10 protein-coding genes and 1 pseudogene are annotated in these 15,341 nt (G+C 74.2%); 5 read left to right on the top strand and 6 right to left on the bottom strand.

Features of this window, described 5'->3' with window-relative positions; all coding sequences use genetic code 11:
- Positions 1-338: 338 nt before the first annotated feature.
- Entirely contained in the window at positions 339-1,391 is a 1,053-nt protein-coding gene (locus ACIO5D_RS37560) for a serine hydrolase domain-containing protein (RefSeq protein ID WP_363608193.1), read from the bottom strand.
- A gap of 819 nt (positions 1,392-2,210) precedes the next feature.
- Here ACIO5D_RS37560 and ACIO5D_RS37555 point away from each other — a divergent pair.
- Entirely contained in the window at positions 2,211-3,746 is a 1,536-nt protein-coding gene (locus tag ACIO5D_RS37555) for an FAD-binding protein (protein ID WP_363608194.1), read from the top strand.
- A gap of 235 nt (positions 3,747-3,981) precedes the next feature.
- Here ACIO5D_RS37555 and ACIO5D_RS37550 read toward each other — a convergent pair.
- The 3 genes and pseudogenes from ACIO5D_RS37550 to ACIO5D_RS37540 all read right to left on the bottom strand — a co-directional run.
- Positions 3,982-4,265, bottom strand: a pseudogene (locus ACIO5D_RS37550) (transposase); the annotation flags it as partial.
- Between the two features lie 222 nt (positions 4,266-4,487).
- On the bottom strand, positions 4,488-5,552 hold the full coding sequence (locus ACIO5D_RS37545; protein WP_400757038.1) for a substrate-binding domain-containing protein: 1,065 nt from the start codon (positions 5,550-5,552) through the stop codon (positions 4,488-4,490).
- A gap of 99 nt (positions 5,553-5,651) precedes the next feature.
- Positions 5,652-7,442 carry a beta-galactosidase family protein gene (locus ACIO5D_RS37540; protein WP_400800758.1) on the bottom strand — a complete coding sequence of 597 codons (1,791 nt, stop codon included), beginning with the start codon at positions 7,440-7,442 and terminating at the stop codon, positions 5,652-5,654.
- A gap of 281 nt (positions 7,443-7,723) precedes the next feature.
- On the opposite strand from ACIO5D_RS37540, the gene ACIO5D_RS37535 reads away from it, so the two are divergent.
- Entirely contained in the window at positions 7,724-8,839 is a 1,116-nt protein-coding gene (locus ACIO5D_RS37535; protein WP_363608198.1) for a substrate-binding domain-containing protein, read from the top strand.
- A gap of 99 nt (positions 8,840-8,938) precedes the next feature.
- On the opposite strand, the gene ACIO5D_RS37530 is transcribed toward ACIO5D_RS37535, so the two are convergent.
- Positions 8,939-9,721 (bottom strand): sugar phosphate isomerase/epimerase family protein, encoded by a 783-nt coding sequence (locus ACIO5D_RS37530; protein WP_400800756.1) that lies wholly within the window; start codon positions 9,719-9,721, stop codon positions 8,939-8,941.
- Positions 9,722-9,727: 6 nt separating this feature from the next.
- The gene (locus ACIO5D_RS37525; RefSeq protein ID WP_400800754.1) at positions 9,728-11,689 is read right to left on the bottom strand and encodes a DUF2264 domain-containing protein; all 1,962 of its coding nucleotides are present in this window, start codon (positions 11,687-11,689) and stop codon (positions 9,728-9,730) included.
- Positions 11,690-12,015: 326 nt separating this feature from the next.
- Between ACIO5D_RS37525 and ACIO5D_RS37520 the strand changes: the two genes are divergently transcribed.
- From ACIO5D_RS37520 to ACIO5D_RS37510, 3 genes are read left to right on the top strand one after another with little or no spacing between them, the layout of a single operon-like run.
- Positions 12,016-13,362, top strand: a complete 1,347-nt coding sequence (locus tag ACIO5D_RS37520) for a sugar ABC transporter substrate-binding protein (RefSeq protein ID WP_363608201.1) — start codon at positions 12,016-12,018, stop codon at positions 13,360-13,362.
- Positions 13,359-14,300, top strand: a complete 942-nt coding sequence (locus tag ACIO5D_RS37515; protein WP_400652634.1) for a carbohydrate ABC transporter permease — start codon at positions 13,359-13,361, stop codon at positions 14,298-14,300. Before ACIO5D_RS37520 ends, ACIO5D_RS37515 begins: the two co-directional genes overlap by 4 nt.
- Positions 14,297-15,202 carry a carbohydrate ABC transporter permease gene (locus ACIO5D_RS37510; RefSeq protein ID WP_363608202.1) on the top strand — a complete coding sequence of 302 codons (906 nt, stop codon included), beginning with the start codon at positions 14,297-14,299 and terminating at the stop codon, positions 15,200-15,202. Before ACIO5D_RS37515 ends, ACIO5D_RS37510 begins: the two co-directional genes overlap by 4 nt.
- Positions 15,203-15,341: the final 139 nt, after the last annotated feature.

The raw sequence follows: 15,341 nt of genomic DNA, 5'->3' as shown, positions 1-15,341 counted from the left end.
GGTCCGATATCCGCTCATCCGCAGGCGACTTGACCTGCCCCACCCTCGCCACACCACAACCAACGAGACACCGACCACAAAGTCACCGGCATTGAGGCTAGCCCCCGTCGTCCGCCCGGAGGGCGGGCGTGACGACGCTGGGATGCGTGCATCGCAAGGGCGGAGGAGGGACGCGATGCGGTGGGGGCACCTCCCGGCCGAAAGCTGGGGGCGTCGGCGCGCAGGCGGGAGGTTTGACGACAGGCCCCCGCCCGCGACGCCCCGTCAGCCGGTGCCGCACCGGGCCCGCACCGGGCCCGCGCCGGGTCCGTGGGCCCGGCCGGGCGCTGTGCCGGGCGTTAGGCCGGGTGCCGTGCCGGGGGTTCGCACAGGGCGGTGTCCACGACGGCGACGAAGGCGGCGACGCTCTCCTCGGTGGTCGGGGTCTCGTTGACGGCGACCGTCAGGTGGCGGCCGCCGGGCGCCATCGCGGTGATGGCGTGGTGCCCGGCCCGGGTCGACCCGGTGTGACCGCTCCACTGCCCGCCGCAGGACAGCGGGGAGGTGATCAGCCCGAGTCCGTAACGGCCGCCCGGGCCCAGCCGGCCGGGATCGCCGGGCACCGTGTCCCGCATCCGGGCGAGCTGCCGCGGGGACAGCAGCCGCCCGCCGAGCAGGGCGTCGAGGAAACGGTTGACGTCGGAGGGCGTGGAGACGAGCGCGCCGCCCGCGCCGCCCGCGGAGGTGTTCCAGCGGGTACCGTCCACCCGCACCGCCGCACCGTCCCGCTCGACGGTGAAGTAGCTGTGGGAATGCCGCCCGCGGATGACCTCGGAGCCACCGGGCCAGTAGGTGTCACGCAGCCCCAGCGGCCGGATGATCCGCCGCTCCGTCTCGCTCTCGTAACTGCGGCCGGTGACCCGCTCGATCAGCAGACCCGCCAGGACATAGTTGGTGGTCGAGTAGTGCCAGGTGGTGGCGGGAGGGGGAAGCCGCAGCGCCGCCTCGACGAGTTCCCTGGGCGTGAAGTCGTGGTGGCGCAGCCAGTCGGTGTCGGCGGTGGCGAACGCGTCGGCGTGGTCGGGCAGGCCGCTGGTGTGCTGGAGGAGCTGGCGCACCGTGATGGTGCGGCCGTCGTAGCCGTTGCCGCGGACCAGTCCGGGCAGGTAGTCGTCCACGGTGGCGTCGAGGGAGAGCCGGCCCTCGTCGACGAGCTGGAGGACCACGGTCGCGGTGAACGTCTTCGTGATGCTGCCGATCCGCAGACGGTCCCCGGCACTCGCCGGGCGCCCGGTGTCCAGGTCGGCCCGGCCGGAGGCCAGGCTCCAGCGTCCGCAGACGGGATCGGCCACCTCCACGACCGCTCCGGCCAGCCGGTACTCGCCGGTGAGCCGCTCCAGTGCATGCGCCACGGCACGGTGGTCGCCGCAACCGGGTCCGTTCGCGTCCGGTAAGGGCCCGGCGGCGGCCGGGGCGGCGCCCGTCACAAGACAGACGAGGGAGACAAGAGAGATGGCCAGTACGGGTGTCCTCATGGACGCCCACGCTAGACCCGGACACGACCACACCACACGGCAGCGAACACCCGGATCCACACGGCAGAACGCTGCCGCACCACACAACACCGGACACCCGCCTCCGCACCACAGGACACAGCGCACGCCGGTTCCGCCTTGCCCGGCAGTGGCGGGCAAGGCGCGGACTCATCGTCACCCACTCCCCCGACCCCGTACCCGTACCCGCACCCGCACCCGCCCGCCGGAAGCCGGCACGTGTGCCCTGCCGCCCGGCCCCGGAACAGACGCGAAGGAACGAGGAGGAACATGACGGTGGACCAGGACCTGACGTGGCAGGCACAGACGCTGCTGCCCACGTGCGACCGGCGGGTGCCGCGCAGGCGGGCGCGGATGCACGGTGGGTGTACCGGCTGCTGACGGAGGTCAGTCCGCGGGTGTACGGGTCGAAGCTGGCGTACGTGCTGATGGGGGCCTGCGAGTGGCCCGAGGTACGGAAGCTGCCGCGGGCCCGGTGGGCGCTGCTGGAGGAGGCCGGGCGGGTGGCGCGGGCGCTTCACGAGGCCCCCCGTACCGGGCGAAGGTGCTCGCCCGGGCGCTGGAGGCACTGGCGCGGCTGGAGCGGTCGGAGCGGCTTCAGCGACGCGGGGATTGCGCGGGTAGGTGCCTGCTGCGGTACAACAATCCCTCTTTGACGATTGATCGGAGGATCCTGATATGAGCAGGTCGGATCTGCCGCGCCGCGGTCTCCTCGCCGGTGCGGCGGCCGCGGTGATCGGCTGGAACACCGCCGGGCGCACATGGGCCCTCGCCCCCGGCACCCCCGGTGCCGCCGGTGGCGGGGAGTCCGGCGCGGGCGTGCCGCCGGGAGTCGCGGCACTGCCGCGCCTGGACGGGACGATGGTCACCGGAGGCACTGAACTCGCCCGGTTCGCCGGCGACTTCGGACACCTGGTGAACGCCGCGCCACGCGCCGTACTGCACCCCGGGTCGGTACGCGACATCGTGGAGGTGGTCGGCTTCGCCCGCCGCCACCGGATCCCCGTCGCCATGAACGGACAGAGCGGGAACCCGGACACCGGCACCGGCGCGGCGCAGTTGGAGTCGCACTCCAGCTACGGGCAGGCCGGTGCGCCCGGCGGTGTCGCGATCGACGCCCGGGGTCTGGACCGGATCGTCTCCCTCGCCCCGGGGCGGGCCGTGGTGGAGGCCGGTGTGACGTGGGCGCGGCTGACGGACGCGGCGCTGGCGAAGGGGTGGATGCCCCCGTGCCTGACGGACTATCTGCACCTGTCGGTGGGCGGGACGCTGAGTGTCGGCGGGATCGGCGGTGGTGTGCAGCGGTTCGGACTGCAGGCGGACACGGTCGAGTCGGTCGACGTGGTGACCGGGCAGGGACAGCTGGTGACGGCCAGCGCGACACGCAACCGGGAACTGTTCGACGCGGTACTGGCCGGCGGCGGTCAGGTCGGGATCATCGTACGGGCGACGGTGCGGCTGGTACCGGCACGGGAACGGGCACTGGTGTTCAACCTGTTCTACGACGACCTGGGCACGTATCTGGCGGACCAGGAACGGCTGATGGCCGAGGAACGGTTCGACCTGCAGGTCGGCGAGGTGGTACGGGACACGGCCGGTACCCGGTGGCGGTACAAGGTGGAAGCGGTGGCACACTACGACGGCACGACGCTACCGGACCGGGATGCGCTGCTGCGGGGACTGCGGTGCGCGGCGGGTGAGACGACGGTGACGGACCAGGGGGTACGCGAGTACGCGTTCCGGGTCGACGCTTTCGCGGGATACCTGAAGGCGGCCGGGTACTGGGGGCTGCCGAAGCCGTGGCTGAGCCTGTTCCTGCCGGCCTCGCGTGCGGAAACGTTCATGCGGGAGGCGGCGGAGGTGTTGACGCCGGAGGATCTGGGAGCGGGGATCCTGTTGTTCTACCCGTACACGGCGAAACGGTTCACCCGCCCACTGGCGGTGATACCCGACGAACCGGTGGGCTGGCACTTCGACCTGCTGGCGTTCCCCGGCCCCGACACGGATACCGCAGCTATGCTCACCCGCAACCGACGGCTGTACGAACGAGCGGTAGCACTGGGCGGCAAACGCTACCTGATCGGAGCGATCCCGGGGATGACGGGCGCGGACTGGGGCCGACACTACGGGGCGCGGTGGTCGTCGGTGGTGGCGGCGAAGCGACGTTTCGACCCGGCGGGGATCCTCACCCCGGGGCAGGGCATCCACGCCTGACGGGCGCGCCCTGTGTCCGCCCCGGCCGCCGGGCCAGGGCGGACACAGGGGGGTCGGACCAGGCGGTGCGTGCCCGCCGTGAGGTGGTCCCCGGGATGCGGACGTCGGGGTTGTGCCGCGAGTGGGAGCTCGGGCGTCGCGTGGTGCTGCCGTCCGAGTCGAAGATGCTCGTCCTCGGCGGGCACCCGGCAGACGGGATCGGCCCCGAAGCCGTCACGAAGGTGGTCGATCACCTGCTCGGCCTCGTCCGGGGACGGCCGATCTCCTGGGCAAAAAACACGCTGGCGGCCTTCAGGATCTCCTTGGCCCGCCTCAACTCGGCGGCTTCCCTGCGGAGTTCCTTCAGCTCGTCGCGCTCGACGGTGGTGAGGCGGTCGTCCCGCTCTCCGGCGTCGGCCTCGGCCTGCCGGACCCGGGACCGCAGGGCCTCCTGGTGGATGCCGAGGTCGCGGGCCACATGGGCGACTCGCGTACGGCGCGCTCGCGGAGTTCATCGGGGTACTTGCGTGGTGCTGGCATTGCTCGTGGTTCTCCTTACGCCTGGATCGCAACAAACCCAGACATCAGGGACTCCACGAAGGCCGGAGCAGCTCACATCCTGCGCCGGGAGAGCGCCCAGGGCCCCGACGTCCTGCTCTCCTGCCGTGCCGGACAGGACCCCACGGGGGCATTCGCCGGTCCTGGGCCGCATCAGGTCCTGGATGGCGTCGAGGACTCGGTAGCACAGTGGCCCGGCCGCGGTCAGGCTCCGGAGGACTCGCGTACCGTCAGGGTCGGGAGGAGGTCCAGGTGGTGGACCGGCAGGGCGGGTCCGGTGGCGGCCAGGCGTCGGAGCAGGAGGTCGACCGCGGCGGCGCCGACGGCGCGTTTGGGCGGGGCCACGGCGGTCAGTGGCGGGGCGCCGAGGGCGGCGAACACGTCGTCGTAGGTGACCAGGGCGAGATCCTCGGGGACTCGCACGCCCCTGGCCCGCAGCAGGGGAAGCAGTTGCAGGGCGTCCTGGTCGTTGTGCACGAGCGCGGCGCCGACGCCGTCGGCGACCGCCGCGGCGAGCCGATGGGCGACGCCGTCGACGCCGTCGGCCAGGGTGCGGACGTCGATGACGGGTTCGGCGGGCAGGTCGAGCGTGCGGCAGGCCTCGGCGTAGCCCAGGCGGACCTGGTGGGCCGTCCAGGTGTCGGTGCGGGCCGCCAGGGCCACCCGGCGGTGGCCGAGGGCGGCGAGGTGGCGCAGGGCGAGCAGGACGCCGTGCCGGTGGTCGGAGCCGACCGCGTCGAGGGCGTCGGCGGGGCTGCCAGCGGCCGGCCGGCGTTCCAGCAGGGCGGCGGGGACGGGGAGTTCGGCCACCCAGGCGTGGTCCTCGGGGCGGTCGGCGGCGGTCCAGTTCGGGGCGAGCAGCAGGCCCTGGACGCCGGAGGCGAGGAGCTGGTCGACCTGGACGCGGTCGGCGCTGGCCTCGTACGAGGAGATGCCGAGGACCAGGTGGACGCCGGCCTCGGCGGCGGCGGTGCGCGCGCCGGTGATCACCTCGTCGAAGTACTGCACCACGGCGGGGACGAGCAGCCCCAGGGTGGGGGCCTCGGCGGGGCGGGCCGGCGCGGGGGCGGCCGCGGCCGCAGGGCCGCCGAACGAGACGGAGCCGTGGGTGCGGCGGAGCAGGCCGGCGTCGGCGAGGGCCGCAACGTCCCGGCGGACGGTGACGGCGGGCAGGCCCAGCCGCTCGGCGAGGTCCACCACCCGGACGGTGCCCAGGCCGCGCACCGTGTCGAGGATGCGGGCGCGGCGATCGTCCGCCGGGATCGGCATGGCACTCCCTGTCGGTGGGCCGGTCTGTCGAAGTGGACAGGAACCTACCACTCGGTCAGCGGACGGACGGCCGGTGCCCGCCCCGCGGGGCGGGAGGGGTCAGGAGCCGTACCGCTCCTCGGGGACGACCGGGCCGAGGTCGGGGCCCTCGACGAGTTCGACGTGGTCGCCCGGGCGGTGGAGTTCGAGGATCAGCAGGTCGTTGGCGCCGGCCCGCCAGAGCGGCGCCGGGGCGTAGAGGGTGCGCTGCGGGCCGCGGTCCCAGTAGCGGCCGAGCGCGAAGCCGTTCAGCCAGACCATGCCCTTGGTGAATCCGGGCAGGGCGAGGAAGCCGTCGGCGGGGGTGTCGACGGTCAGTTCGGCGCGGTGGAAGGCGGGTCCGTCGGCGGTGGAGGGCGCGCCGAGGGCGAGGGCCGTCGGGTCGTCAAGGGGCAGCGGGCGCACCTCCCAGCCGAACTGGTACTGCCGGTCGACCCGGACACCGCCGGTGATGCCCTTGGGATCGCGCAGCAGCGGGCCGTAGTTGATCCGGCCCAGGTTCTCGACGAGCAGGTCGAGCACGGCGCCGCCCTCGGGCACCCGCAGCGGCAGGGCCTGCTCCGGGTGGTTGCGGTCGAGGACGCCGAGCGGCTCGCCGTCGAGGAAGACCTGGGCGCGGTCGGCGAGGCCGTCCACGCGCAGGTCGCCGTGGGCGAGCGGGCCGCGCAGGCGGGTGCGGTAGTGGATGAGGCCGAGGTTCTGGCCGAGTTCCTCCATCGGGCGGGGCTCGCGGAGGCGGTGCGCGGTGGAGAGCTCACCGAGGGCGCCGAGCAGCGGGCGGCTCGCGGTGACGGGGGCGGTGCGGGGGGCGAGGCGGGCGGGCAGCGGCGGCAGCGGATGGGGGTTGGGGCCGAGGTGGCGTTCGATCACCTCGCGGAAGCGGTGGAACTTCTCGGTGAGTTCGCCGGCCTCGCCGACCGGGGCGTCGTAGTCGTAGCTGGTGACGTCCGGCTGGTAGGTGGTGCCGTCGTGGTTGGCTCCGTTCCACCAGCCGAAGTTGGTGCCGCCGTGGCCCATGTACATGTTGACCGAGGCGCCGGCGGCGAGCTGGGCGTCGAGCACGGCGGCGGCGTCCTCGGCGTCGCGCACGTGGTGGGGCGTGCCCCAGTGGTCGAACCAGCCGCACCAGTACTCCATGGTGACCAGCGGGCCGACCGGCTGGTGACGGCGCAGGCAGGCGAGGGACTCCTCGGGGCGGGAGCCGAAGGTGCCGGTGGTGAGGAGTCCGGGCACCCGGCCGCCGAGCTGGAAGCCGTCCTCGGCGCCGTCGGCGGTGAACAGCAGGACGTCCACGCCGCGGGCGACCAGGGTGTCCCTCAGGTGTTCGAGGTAGGCGGTGTCGTTGCCGTAGCTGCCGTACTCGTTCTCCACGGCGACGGCGACCACCGGGCCGCCGCGGGAGGAGAGCAGCGGGAGCAGCACGGGCACCAGGTGGTCGAACCAGGCGTCCACGGCGGCGAGGAAGGGCGGATCCAGGCGGCGCAGCCGCATCGCGGGGTCGGCGAGCAGCCAGCCGGGCAGGCCGCCGAACTCCCATTCGGCGCAGATGTACGGGCCCGGGCGGACGATGACGTCGAGGCCGAGGTCGCCGGCGGCGCGGACGAAGGCGGCGAGGTCGCGGTCGCCGGTGAAGTCGGCACGGTCGGGCGTGGGCTGGTGGAAGTTCCAGGCGACGTAGGTCTCGACGGTGTTGACGCCCATGGCGCGCAGCCGGGTGAGGCGGTCGGTCCACTGTTCGGGGCGGATGCGGAAGTAGTGGACGGCGGCGGAGACGATCCGGTGCGGACGTCCGTCGCGCAGGAAGGTATCGCCGTCGGTGGTGAGGGCGGGGTGGGGGGCCTGGTCGGCCATCGGGTCCTCCGCGGGAGGGGAGCGGGAGTGAGGGGGGTGACGAGAAGGCGGGAGTGAAGGGCGTGGGACCTCGGGTGGGTCCGGGCGCACGGCCGCGCGGGTGGCTGCGGGCGCGGCGGCCACCGGGGACACCCTAGGAGCTCGGTGATCGCACGGTCAATCGATCGGCAATCACCGGCATTATTGATCAATTTTCGATCGAACGATACTCTTCGATCGGAATATCATCGGCGGACCGCTTCCGGACGACGCTTCGGCGGGCACGAGAGAGGGAGGCCAGGATGGCCGTTTCGGGGGAAGAGCGCCGCAGGCTGATCGTGTCGGCCGTCGGCGAGCTCGGCGGGCGGGTCCGCCTCACGGAGCTGGCCGACCGGCTGGACATCCCGGCCGTGACGGTCCGCCGCGACGTCGCCGCGCTCGCCGACGCCGGCCGGCTCTCCCGCTCGCACGGCTTCGTCTCCCTGGAACGTCCGGACGCCGCCGGACCGCCGATCGCCCCCGGCCCCGGAGAGGGCCGCGCCCTCGGCCTGCTGGTGCCCTCGGTCGGCTCCTACTTCGACGAGGTGATCGCCGGGGCCCGGGCCGCCGCCGCGACCGCCGGGGCCCGGCTGGTCCTGGGCATCGCCCCGTACGGGGCGGGCGGTGACCGGCTGCAGGCCGAGCGCCTGCTGGAGTCCGGCGCCGAGGGCCTCCTGCTGGCCCCGGGGCTGGTCCCCGGCCGGGCGGTCGAGGACTACGCCTGGCTGGACACCCTGCCGGTGCCCGCCGTGCTGGTGGAACGCCGCTCCCCCACCCCGGACGGCCCCGGGTCCGGACTGGACACCGTGGCCTCCGACCACCGCCACGGGGTGCTGAGCGCCCTGCGCCACCTGGCCGGGCTCGGCCACCGGAGCGTGCTGCTGGCCGCCCGGGGCGACTCCTGGACGGCCGCCGAGGTGCGGGCCGGGTACCAGGAGGGCACCCGGCTGCTCGGGCTGCCCGCCCTGCCGGCGCTGGACACGCTCGGGCCCGGCAACGTGCCGGCCGACCCCGAGCTGCTGGTGGCGCGGATCGCCGAGGCCGTGCGGTCCGGGACCCGGGCGGCGCTCGTCCACAACGACCAGGACGCGCTGCGGCTGGCGCCGCTGCTGCGCGCGGCCGGTCTCGCGGTGCCCGCGGACGTGGCGCTGGTCGCCTACGACGACGTCTTCGCCGCGCTCGCCGCACCCCCGCTGACCGCCGTCGCCCCGCCCAAGCGCGCGGTGGGCGGGGCCGCGGTCGACCTGCTGCTGCGCCGTCTGGCGTCCGGCGCCGACCTGCCGGTGCACCGCACCGCGCTGCTCCCGGTCCTGCACGTGCGCGCCTCCTGCGGGGCCGATCGGGCGGCACCACGCGCAAACGCCGCGCCCCTGGTGTGAGGGGCCCGGCGGGCGGGTACCGGGACGCTTCGTGCACGGCACACCCGCACCGGGTGCGGCTGGCCGGGACGACCGACCCGGCCGGCCCCGCCGCCCCGGCTAGCCCGGAAGCAGCGCGGACAGGTGCCGCGCCCCGGGGCCCAGCTGCGGCGCGAGGGGCGCGGCGCGCGGGTGCCAGGGGGCCTCGTACTCCCAGGCCGCCCAGGCACCGGGCGGCAGCAGGTGCAGGCAGTCGGCGATCGGCAGCACGCCCGCGCCGAGCGGCAGCGGGGTGAGGTCGTCCGCCGAGGCGACGTCCTTGACCTGCACGTACCCCAGGTGGGGGCCGAGCGCCCGGTAGGTCTGCGCCGGGGTCTCGCCAGCCAGCCAGGTGTGCAGCAGGTCCCAGAGCGCGCCGACCGCGGGGTGACCCACCCGGCGCAGCAGCGGTGCCAGCGCGTCGCCGGCGCGGTGCGAGTCGTGGGTCTCGACGAGGATCCGCACGCCGAGGGCCACCGCCTGCGGGGCCGCCCCGCGCAGCCTGCGGACCGCGCGTTCGTCGGCCTCGGCCGCCGGGCCGGGGCCGCCGTGCGGGAAGACCCGCAGGCGGCGGCAGCCGAGGTCGGCGGCCAGCCGCAGGTGGGCGGTCAGCCCGGCGAGCACCGGCGCGTCCGGCCCGGGGGCGGCGACACCGACGTAGGAGGCGAGGGTCAGCGGGACGACCCCGGCGGCGGACAGCAGCCGGGCCGCGCGCCGGCGTTCGTCCGCGTCCAGCCCGAGGCGGACCGGCTGGCCGTCGGCGCAGCGCAGTTCGAGGCCGTGCCAGCCGTGCTCGGCGGCGAGGGCGGCGGCCCGGTCCAGCGGGAGCCCGGGCAGGCCGAGGGTGGCGAGGGCGAGGGGCACGGCGGTTCAGTCCCGCTCGGCGGGGAGGACGGTGACCGCGCCGGGTGCCAGCCGGATCCACAGGCCCGGGGCGCCGGCGGGGCGGACGATCAACACGACGGCCGCCGGGTCCCGCTCGTCCGGCCGGACCTCCAGGGTGAGGGCGTCGGCGAGGGCGGGCGGCTGTTCGGCGACGGTGAGCCTGGCGGCGCAGGCGAACAGGGCGGGGCCGTCGGTGGGCAGTTCCCCGGTGAGCCGGGGCAGCGCCGCCTCCGGGCCGAACGCGGTGCCGCCGGGGACCCGTTCGCTGTCTGCGGCGGTGAAGCCGGACAGGGCGTGCAGCTCGGAGACGAGCCGACCGTCGGCCCGGACGCCCGCGCCGGCGTGTTGCCCGGTGCGGACGCCCGTGACGGCGTGCTGCTCGGTGCGCCGGCCCGCGACGGCCCAGCCGGTCTGGGTGACCGGGGTGCCATCCGGCCCGCCGGTGACCAGGTGGGCCCGGACCTCCTCGGCGCCACGGGCGAGGGTGAGCGAGGTGACTGTGACACCGGGCAGTTCACGGCCGCCGACGCGCGGGTGCCAGCGGGAGGCGGCCCAGCCGGGCCCGGTGCCCAGGGGGTGGACGCGGCCGCGTTCGGTGGGTCCGGCGTCCGTCAGCAGGGCGAGGTGGTTGTCGGCGGGGCCCTCGAAGGCCGGCCCGGTGGCGGTGGAGTGGGCGAGCCGCGCGTAGTGCGGGTCGTCGGGCCCGACGGCGTCCGCGGGCTGGTCGTCGCTGCCGTGGTTGTGCAGCCGGACCAGGCCGTCGGCGGCGGTGGACTGCACCAGCCAGCCGGGCCCGGGCAGGGCGAGGACGGTGTCGCGTTCCTCGGCGGGTGCGGGCCCCTCGGGCGCGGTCCACACCGGGTGGCCAGGCGGGAGCAGCAGGCCGAGGAAGGCGCTGCCGGCCCAGTACGGGGAGGCGGGGCCGGAGTAGACCTGGACGAGCCGGAGGTCGGGTCCGTGCCAGCCGAGGGTGAGCAGGCCCCGGTCGTCGACGGCGCCGCGGTCGACGAAGTGGCGCAGGGCGCCGGAGGCGAGGCGGCGGGTCGTACCGGGGGCGAGCGGGGTCTGGCCGGTGAGGGCCCCGGCCCACAGGGGGGCCGTGGCGGCGAAGCGGTAGGTGAGCGAGCGGCCCTGGTGGACGGGCGCGCCGTCGGCCCCGAAGGTGTGGGCGTAGCCGGCCAGGTGGGCGGCGAGGCGTTCGCCGTACTCGGCGCGCAGGGCCCGGTCGTCGGCGAGGTGGGCGTGCAGGACGGGGTAGAGGTGCAGGGCCCAGCCGTTGTAGTGGTCGAAGGCGCGGGGGCGGCCGTCGGTGTACCAGCCGTCGCCGAGGTACCAGCGGTCGATGTGCTCCAGCCCGCGGCGGACCGCGGCGCGGGCCTCGGGTTCGGCGATGCCGGCCTCGGCGAGGAAGCCGCCGACGGACAGCGGGAAGAGCCACCAGTTGTTGTCGTTGGGCGCGCGGTGCAGGGCGTCGGCGAGCCAGCGGCCGACCCGGTCGCGGACGGGTCCGGGCAGCCGGTCCCACAGCCAGGGGCGGGTGAGGCGCAGCGCGAAGGCGATGGAGGCGGCCTCGACCATGGCCTGGCCCCGGTCGGTGATCAGCGGCCAGGACTCTCGGTCGCCGTCGGCGAGGTCGCGCTCGCCGGTGGGGGTCCGGGTGCCGGCGTCGAGTCCGGCGGCGTAGTGCGCCAGCAGGCCGTGCGGATCGGCGCCGCCCGCGCCCGCCACCCGCAGGGCGGCGGGCAGGAAGGTGCGGGCGAAGCCCTCCAGGCCGTCGGAGCGGCGCCCGGAGCGGCTCGGGCGGGGGCCGGGCAGGTCGATCAGCGCTCCGGCGGGACTGGCGTACGGGCGGACCGCGGTCAGCAGGGCGTCGGCCACCGCCTCCCAGTGCTCCCTGGTCCAGCCGGTGTACGGGCTGAGGTCGCGGTCCTCCGGGGGCAGGCGCATGAGGTCCTCCGTGATCGGGTGGTGAGCCGGAATCTAGGCAGCACTTGATCATTCGTCAAGCCACGGCGATCAAATGAGCGGCTTGATCGGATTGTGATGTTGCCGCCCCAGGGGCCATCTGCCCCGACTTTTCGGGATTTACCGAGGTCACGGCGACTCTGCCGACGACTGGACAGGTCGATCAGGTCAGATCATTTGATCCAAATCTCTTGACTCCGATCGCCGACCTGCTCAGGATGACAGCCAATCGCCCCCACCCTCTGCGGGTCCCCGGTCGGAGCCGACCGTCCCGGGGCCCGCGCACCCTCGCCGTAAGGAGCCCACCCATGCGCTCGACCCCCATCTCCCGGCGCAGAGCCCTCCGCGCCGCCGCTGCGGCCACCTCGGCCGCGCTCTGCGTCACCCTGCTCGCCGCCTGCGGCAGCAGCGGCGACGGGGCCGCCGCCGCGGACGACGGCAAGCCGGTCAGCCTGACCTTCTGGGGCTGGGCGAAGGGCACCAAGGACGTGGTCGCCGCGTTCAACGCGAGCCACCCGGACATCCAGGTCACCTTCGAGGAGATCCCGGCGGGCGCGGCCGGCGGCTACGCCAAGCTCTCCAACGCGGTCAAGGCCGGCAACGCCCCCGACGTCTTCAACGTCGAGTACCCGCAGCTGCCGGACTTCGTCAGCCAGGGTGCCGTCCAGGACATCAGCAAGCTCGTCGGCGACGACCTCAAGGCCAAGTACCTGCCGCAGGCCGTCGAGCTCACCTCGCTCGGCGGCCGGACCTGGGCCCTGCCGCTGGACGCCTCCCCCCAGGTCTTCTACTACCGCAAGGACCTCTTCGCCAAGGCCGGCATCACCGTCCCCAGGACCTGGGACGAGTTCCGCACCGCGGCGCAGCAGTTGAAGGCGGCCCAGCCCGACACCCGCATCGCCACCTTCTTCCCCGACGACCCGACCACCTTCGAGGCGATGGCCTGGCAGAACGGCGCCCACTGGTTCGCCGCCGCCGACGAGGCCTGGAAGGCCGACCTGACCGGGCCGGAGACCCGCAAGGTCTCCGAGTACTGGCAGAAGCTGGCCGACGAGGACCTCGTGCGCGTCATGCCGTCCTTCAGCCAGCAGTGGACCGCGTCCCTGCAGAAGGGCGAGACGGCCGGCTACCTCGGCGCCACCTGGGGCGGCGGCGTCCTCAAGGCCAACGTCGGCACCACCCCCGAGGTCAACGGCACCTGGGCGGCCGCGCCGATGCCCAGCTGGGACGGCAGCCCCGCCAGCGGCATGCTCGGCGGCACCACCTTCGCCGTGTCCAAGGACAGCAAGAAGGCCAAGGCGGCCGTCGAGTTCGCCACCTGGGCGACCACCACCGCGGACGGCTTCAAGGCCCGGATCTCCTCCGGCACCTCCTCCGCCTACCCGGCCGCCGCCGAGCTGGTGCCGGTCGCCAAGCAGGCCTTCAACACCGACTTCTACGGCGGCCAGGACCTCTACGCCCTCTACACGGACGCCGCCAAGTCCGTCAAGCCGGGCTGGACCTGGGGACCGGCGATGGGCGTCACCAACGGCTCGCTGAAGGACTCCTTCGGCAAGGTCGCCGGCCGGACCGGCACCATCGACGAGTCACTCACCACCGCGCAGCAGGCCACCCTCGCCGAGTTCAAGAACCGCGGACTGAAGGTCGCCCAGTGACCTCCGGCACCCATCCCGGCCGTACCGCCCGCGCTGCCGGCCGGCGGAGCGGGCGGTACGGGGCACCGGCCGTGCTGCTCGCCCCGTTCCTCCTGCTCTTCACCGCCTGCACGCTGATCCCGATCGGCTACGCGATCAGGCTCAGCCTGTTCACCGAACGCCGCTCCGGCCTCGGCTTCGGCGACGCCGAGACGGTCTTCACCGGGCTCGGCAACTACACCCGGGCCCTGAGCGACGAGGCGTTCCGCGGTGGGTTCCTGACCGCCGCGCAGTATTGCCTGCTCTACATCCCGCTGATGACCGGCCTGGCGCTCGTCCTGGCCCTGCTGCTGGACTCCACGCTGGCCCGCGCCCGGCGCTTCTTCCAGCTGACGCTGTTCATCCCGCACGCCGTGCCCGGCATCATCGCCGCCCTGCTGTGGATGTACCTGTACACCCCCGGCATCAGCCCCGTGCTCGACGCGCTGGAGGCCCTGGGCACCCAGCCCGATCCGCTCGGCCACCCGCTGCCCGCCGTGGTCAACATGGCGCTGTGGCAGTGGACCGGCTACAACCTGGTCATCTTCTATGCCGCGCTGCAGGCCATCGACCGCACGGTGCTGGAGGCCGCCGTCGTCGACGGCGCCGGACCGCTGCGCACCGCCCTGAGCATCAAGGTGCCGCTGATCCGGCCGTCGATCGCGATGGTCGGCCTGTTCACCGTCATCGGCTCGCTCCAGCTGTTCACCGAGCCGGTGATCCTCTACGGCACCTCGCCGGGCGTCACCTCCTCCTGGACCCCGAACATGTACGCCTACACGGCCGCCTTCGAGCGCCACGACTACGGGCTCGCCGCCTCCTCCTCGGTGCTGCTGGCCCTCGCCGCGGCGGGGCTCTCCTTCGCCGTCACCCGGCTCACCCGCGGCCGCTCCGGACCCCGGCGGGAGGCCGACGCATGACCACCACCGCCACCCGCCCCAACACCGCCCCGCCGGGCCGGCCGACCCGGGCGCACCGGCCGCGCCGCCCCTGGACGCTCTCCGGGACCGCCGTCAACGGCACCCTCGTCCTGGCCACCGTCTACACCCTGTGGCCGCTCGGCTGGCTGCTCACCGCCTCCGCCAAGAACACCGCCGACCTGCTCGGCGGGAACGCCCTGGGCGCCGACAACTTCCGGCTCGGGCAGAACCTGCACGACCTGGCCACCACCGGCGACGGCATCTACTTCCGCTGGTACCTGAACTCGCTGCTGTACGCCGGGATCGGCTCCCTGCTGTGCGCACTGGTGTGCGTCGCGGCCGGCTACGCCTTCCACGTCTACCGCTTCCCCGGCAAGGAGAAGCTGTTCGGCCTCGTGCTGCTGGGCGTGCTCGTGCCCACCACGGCACTCGCCCTGCCGATGTACCTGCTGGCCTCCGAGCTCGGCATCGTCAACACCTTCTGGGCGGTCTTCCTGCCCTCGCTGGTCAACCCCTTCGGCGTCTACCTGGCCCGGGTGTTCTGCGCCGGCTACGTACCGAACGAGGTCCTGGAGGCCGCCCGGATGGACGGCGCCGGGGAACTGCGCACCTTCTGGTCGATCGGGCTGCGGATGGTGATGCCCGGCTTCGTCACCGTGCTGTTGTTCCAGTTCACCGCCATCTGGAACAACTTCTTCCTGCCGCTGGTGATGCTCTCCGACAACCGGCTCTTCCCGGTCAGCCTCGGCCTGTTCAGCTGGAACGCCCAGACCAAGGCCTTCCCCGAGTACTACCCGCTGGTCATCACCGGCTCGCTGCTCGCCATCGTGCCGCTCGTGCTCGCGTTCGTGCTGCTCCAGCGGCACTGGAAGGCCGGACTGACCGCAGGGAGCGTCAAGTGAACCCGAACCCCGCCACCGCCGTGACCGGCACCGCCTGCGTGACCGGCACCCTCTCCGTGACCGCGCCCGCCCCTACGCCCGCCCCTACGCCCGACCGGGAGACCACCGTGCCCGACGGCCGGCCCGCCCACCGCCCCCG

Origin of the sequence: Kitasatospora sp. NPDC087315 (assembly GCF_044744345.1) — a bacterium.
In the GTDB taxonomy this organism is placed as follows: domain Bacteria; phylum Actinomycetota; class Actinomycetes; order Streptomycetales; family Streptomycetaceae; genus Kitasatospora.
This window is presented reverse-complemented; position numbering and strand designations above follow the sequence as displayed.

Bases quoted from the DNA above. Each gene is read 5' to 3' on its own strand.
- ACIO5D_RS37555 (WP_363608194.1), top strand. From the start codon at position 2,211: ATGAGCAGGTCGGATCTGCCGCGCCGCGGTCTCCTCGCCGGTGCGGCG.
- ACIO5D_RS37545 (WP_400757038.1), bottom strand. From the start codon at position 5,552: ATGCCGATCCCGGCGGACGATCGCCGCGCCCGCATCCTCGACACGGTG.
- ACIO5D_RS37540 (WP_400800758.1), bottom strand. From the start codon at position 7,442: ATGGCCGACCAGGCCCCCCACCCCGCCCTCACCACCGACGGCGATACC.
- ACIO5D_RS37535 (WP_363608198.1), top strand. From the start codon at position 7,724: ATGGCCGTTTCGGGGGAAGAGCGCCGCAGGCTGATCGTGTCGGCCGTC.
- ACIO5D_RS37525 (WP_400800754.1), bottom strand. From the start codon at position 11,689: ATGCGCCTGCCCCCGGAGGACCGCGACCTCAGCCCGTACACCGGCTGG.
- ACIO5D_RS37520 (WP_363608201.1), top strand. From the start codon at position 12,016: ATGCGCTCGACCCCCATCTCCCGGCGCAGAGCCCTCCGCGCCGCCGCT.
- ACIO5D_RS37510 (WP_363608202.1), top strand. From the start codon at position 14,297: ATGACCACCACCGCCACCCGCCCCAACACCGCCCCGCCGGGCCGGCCG.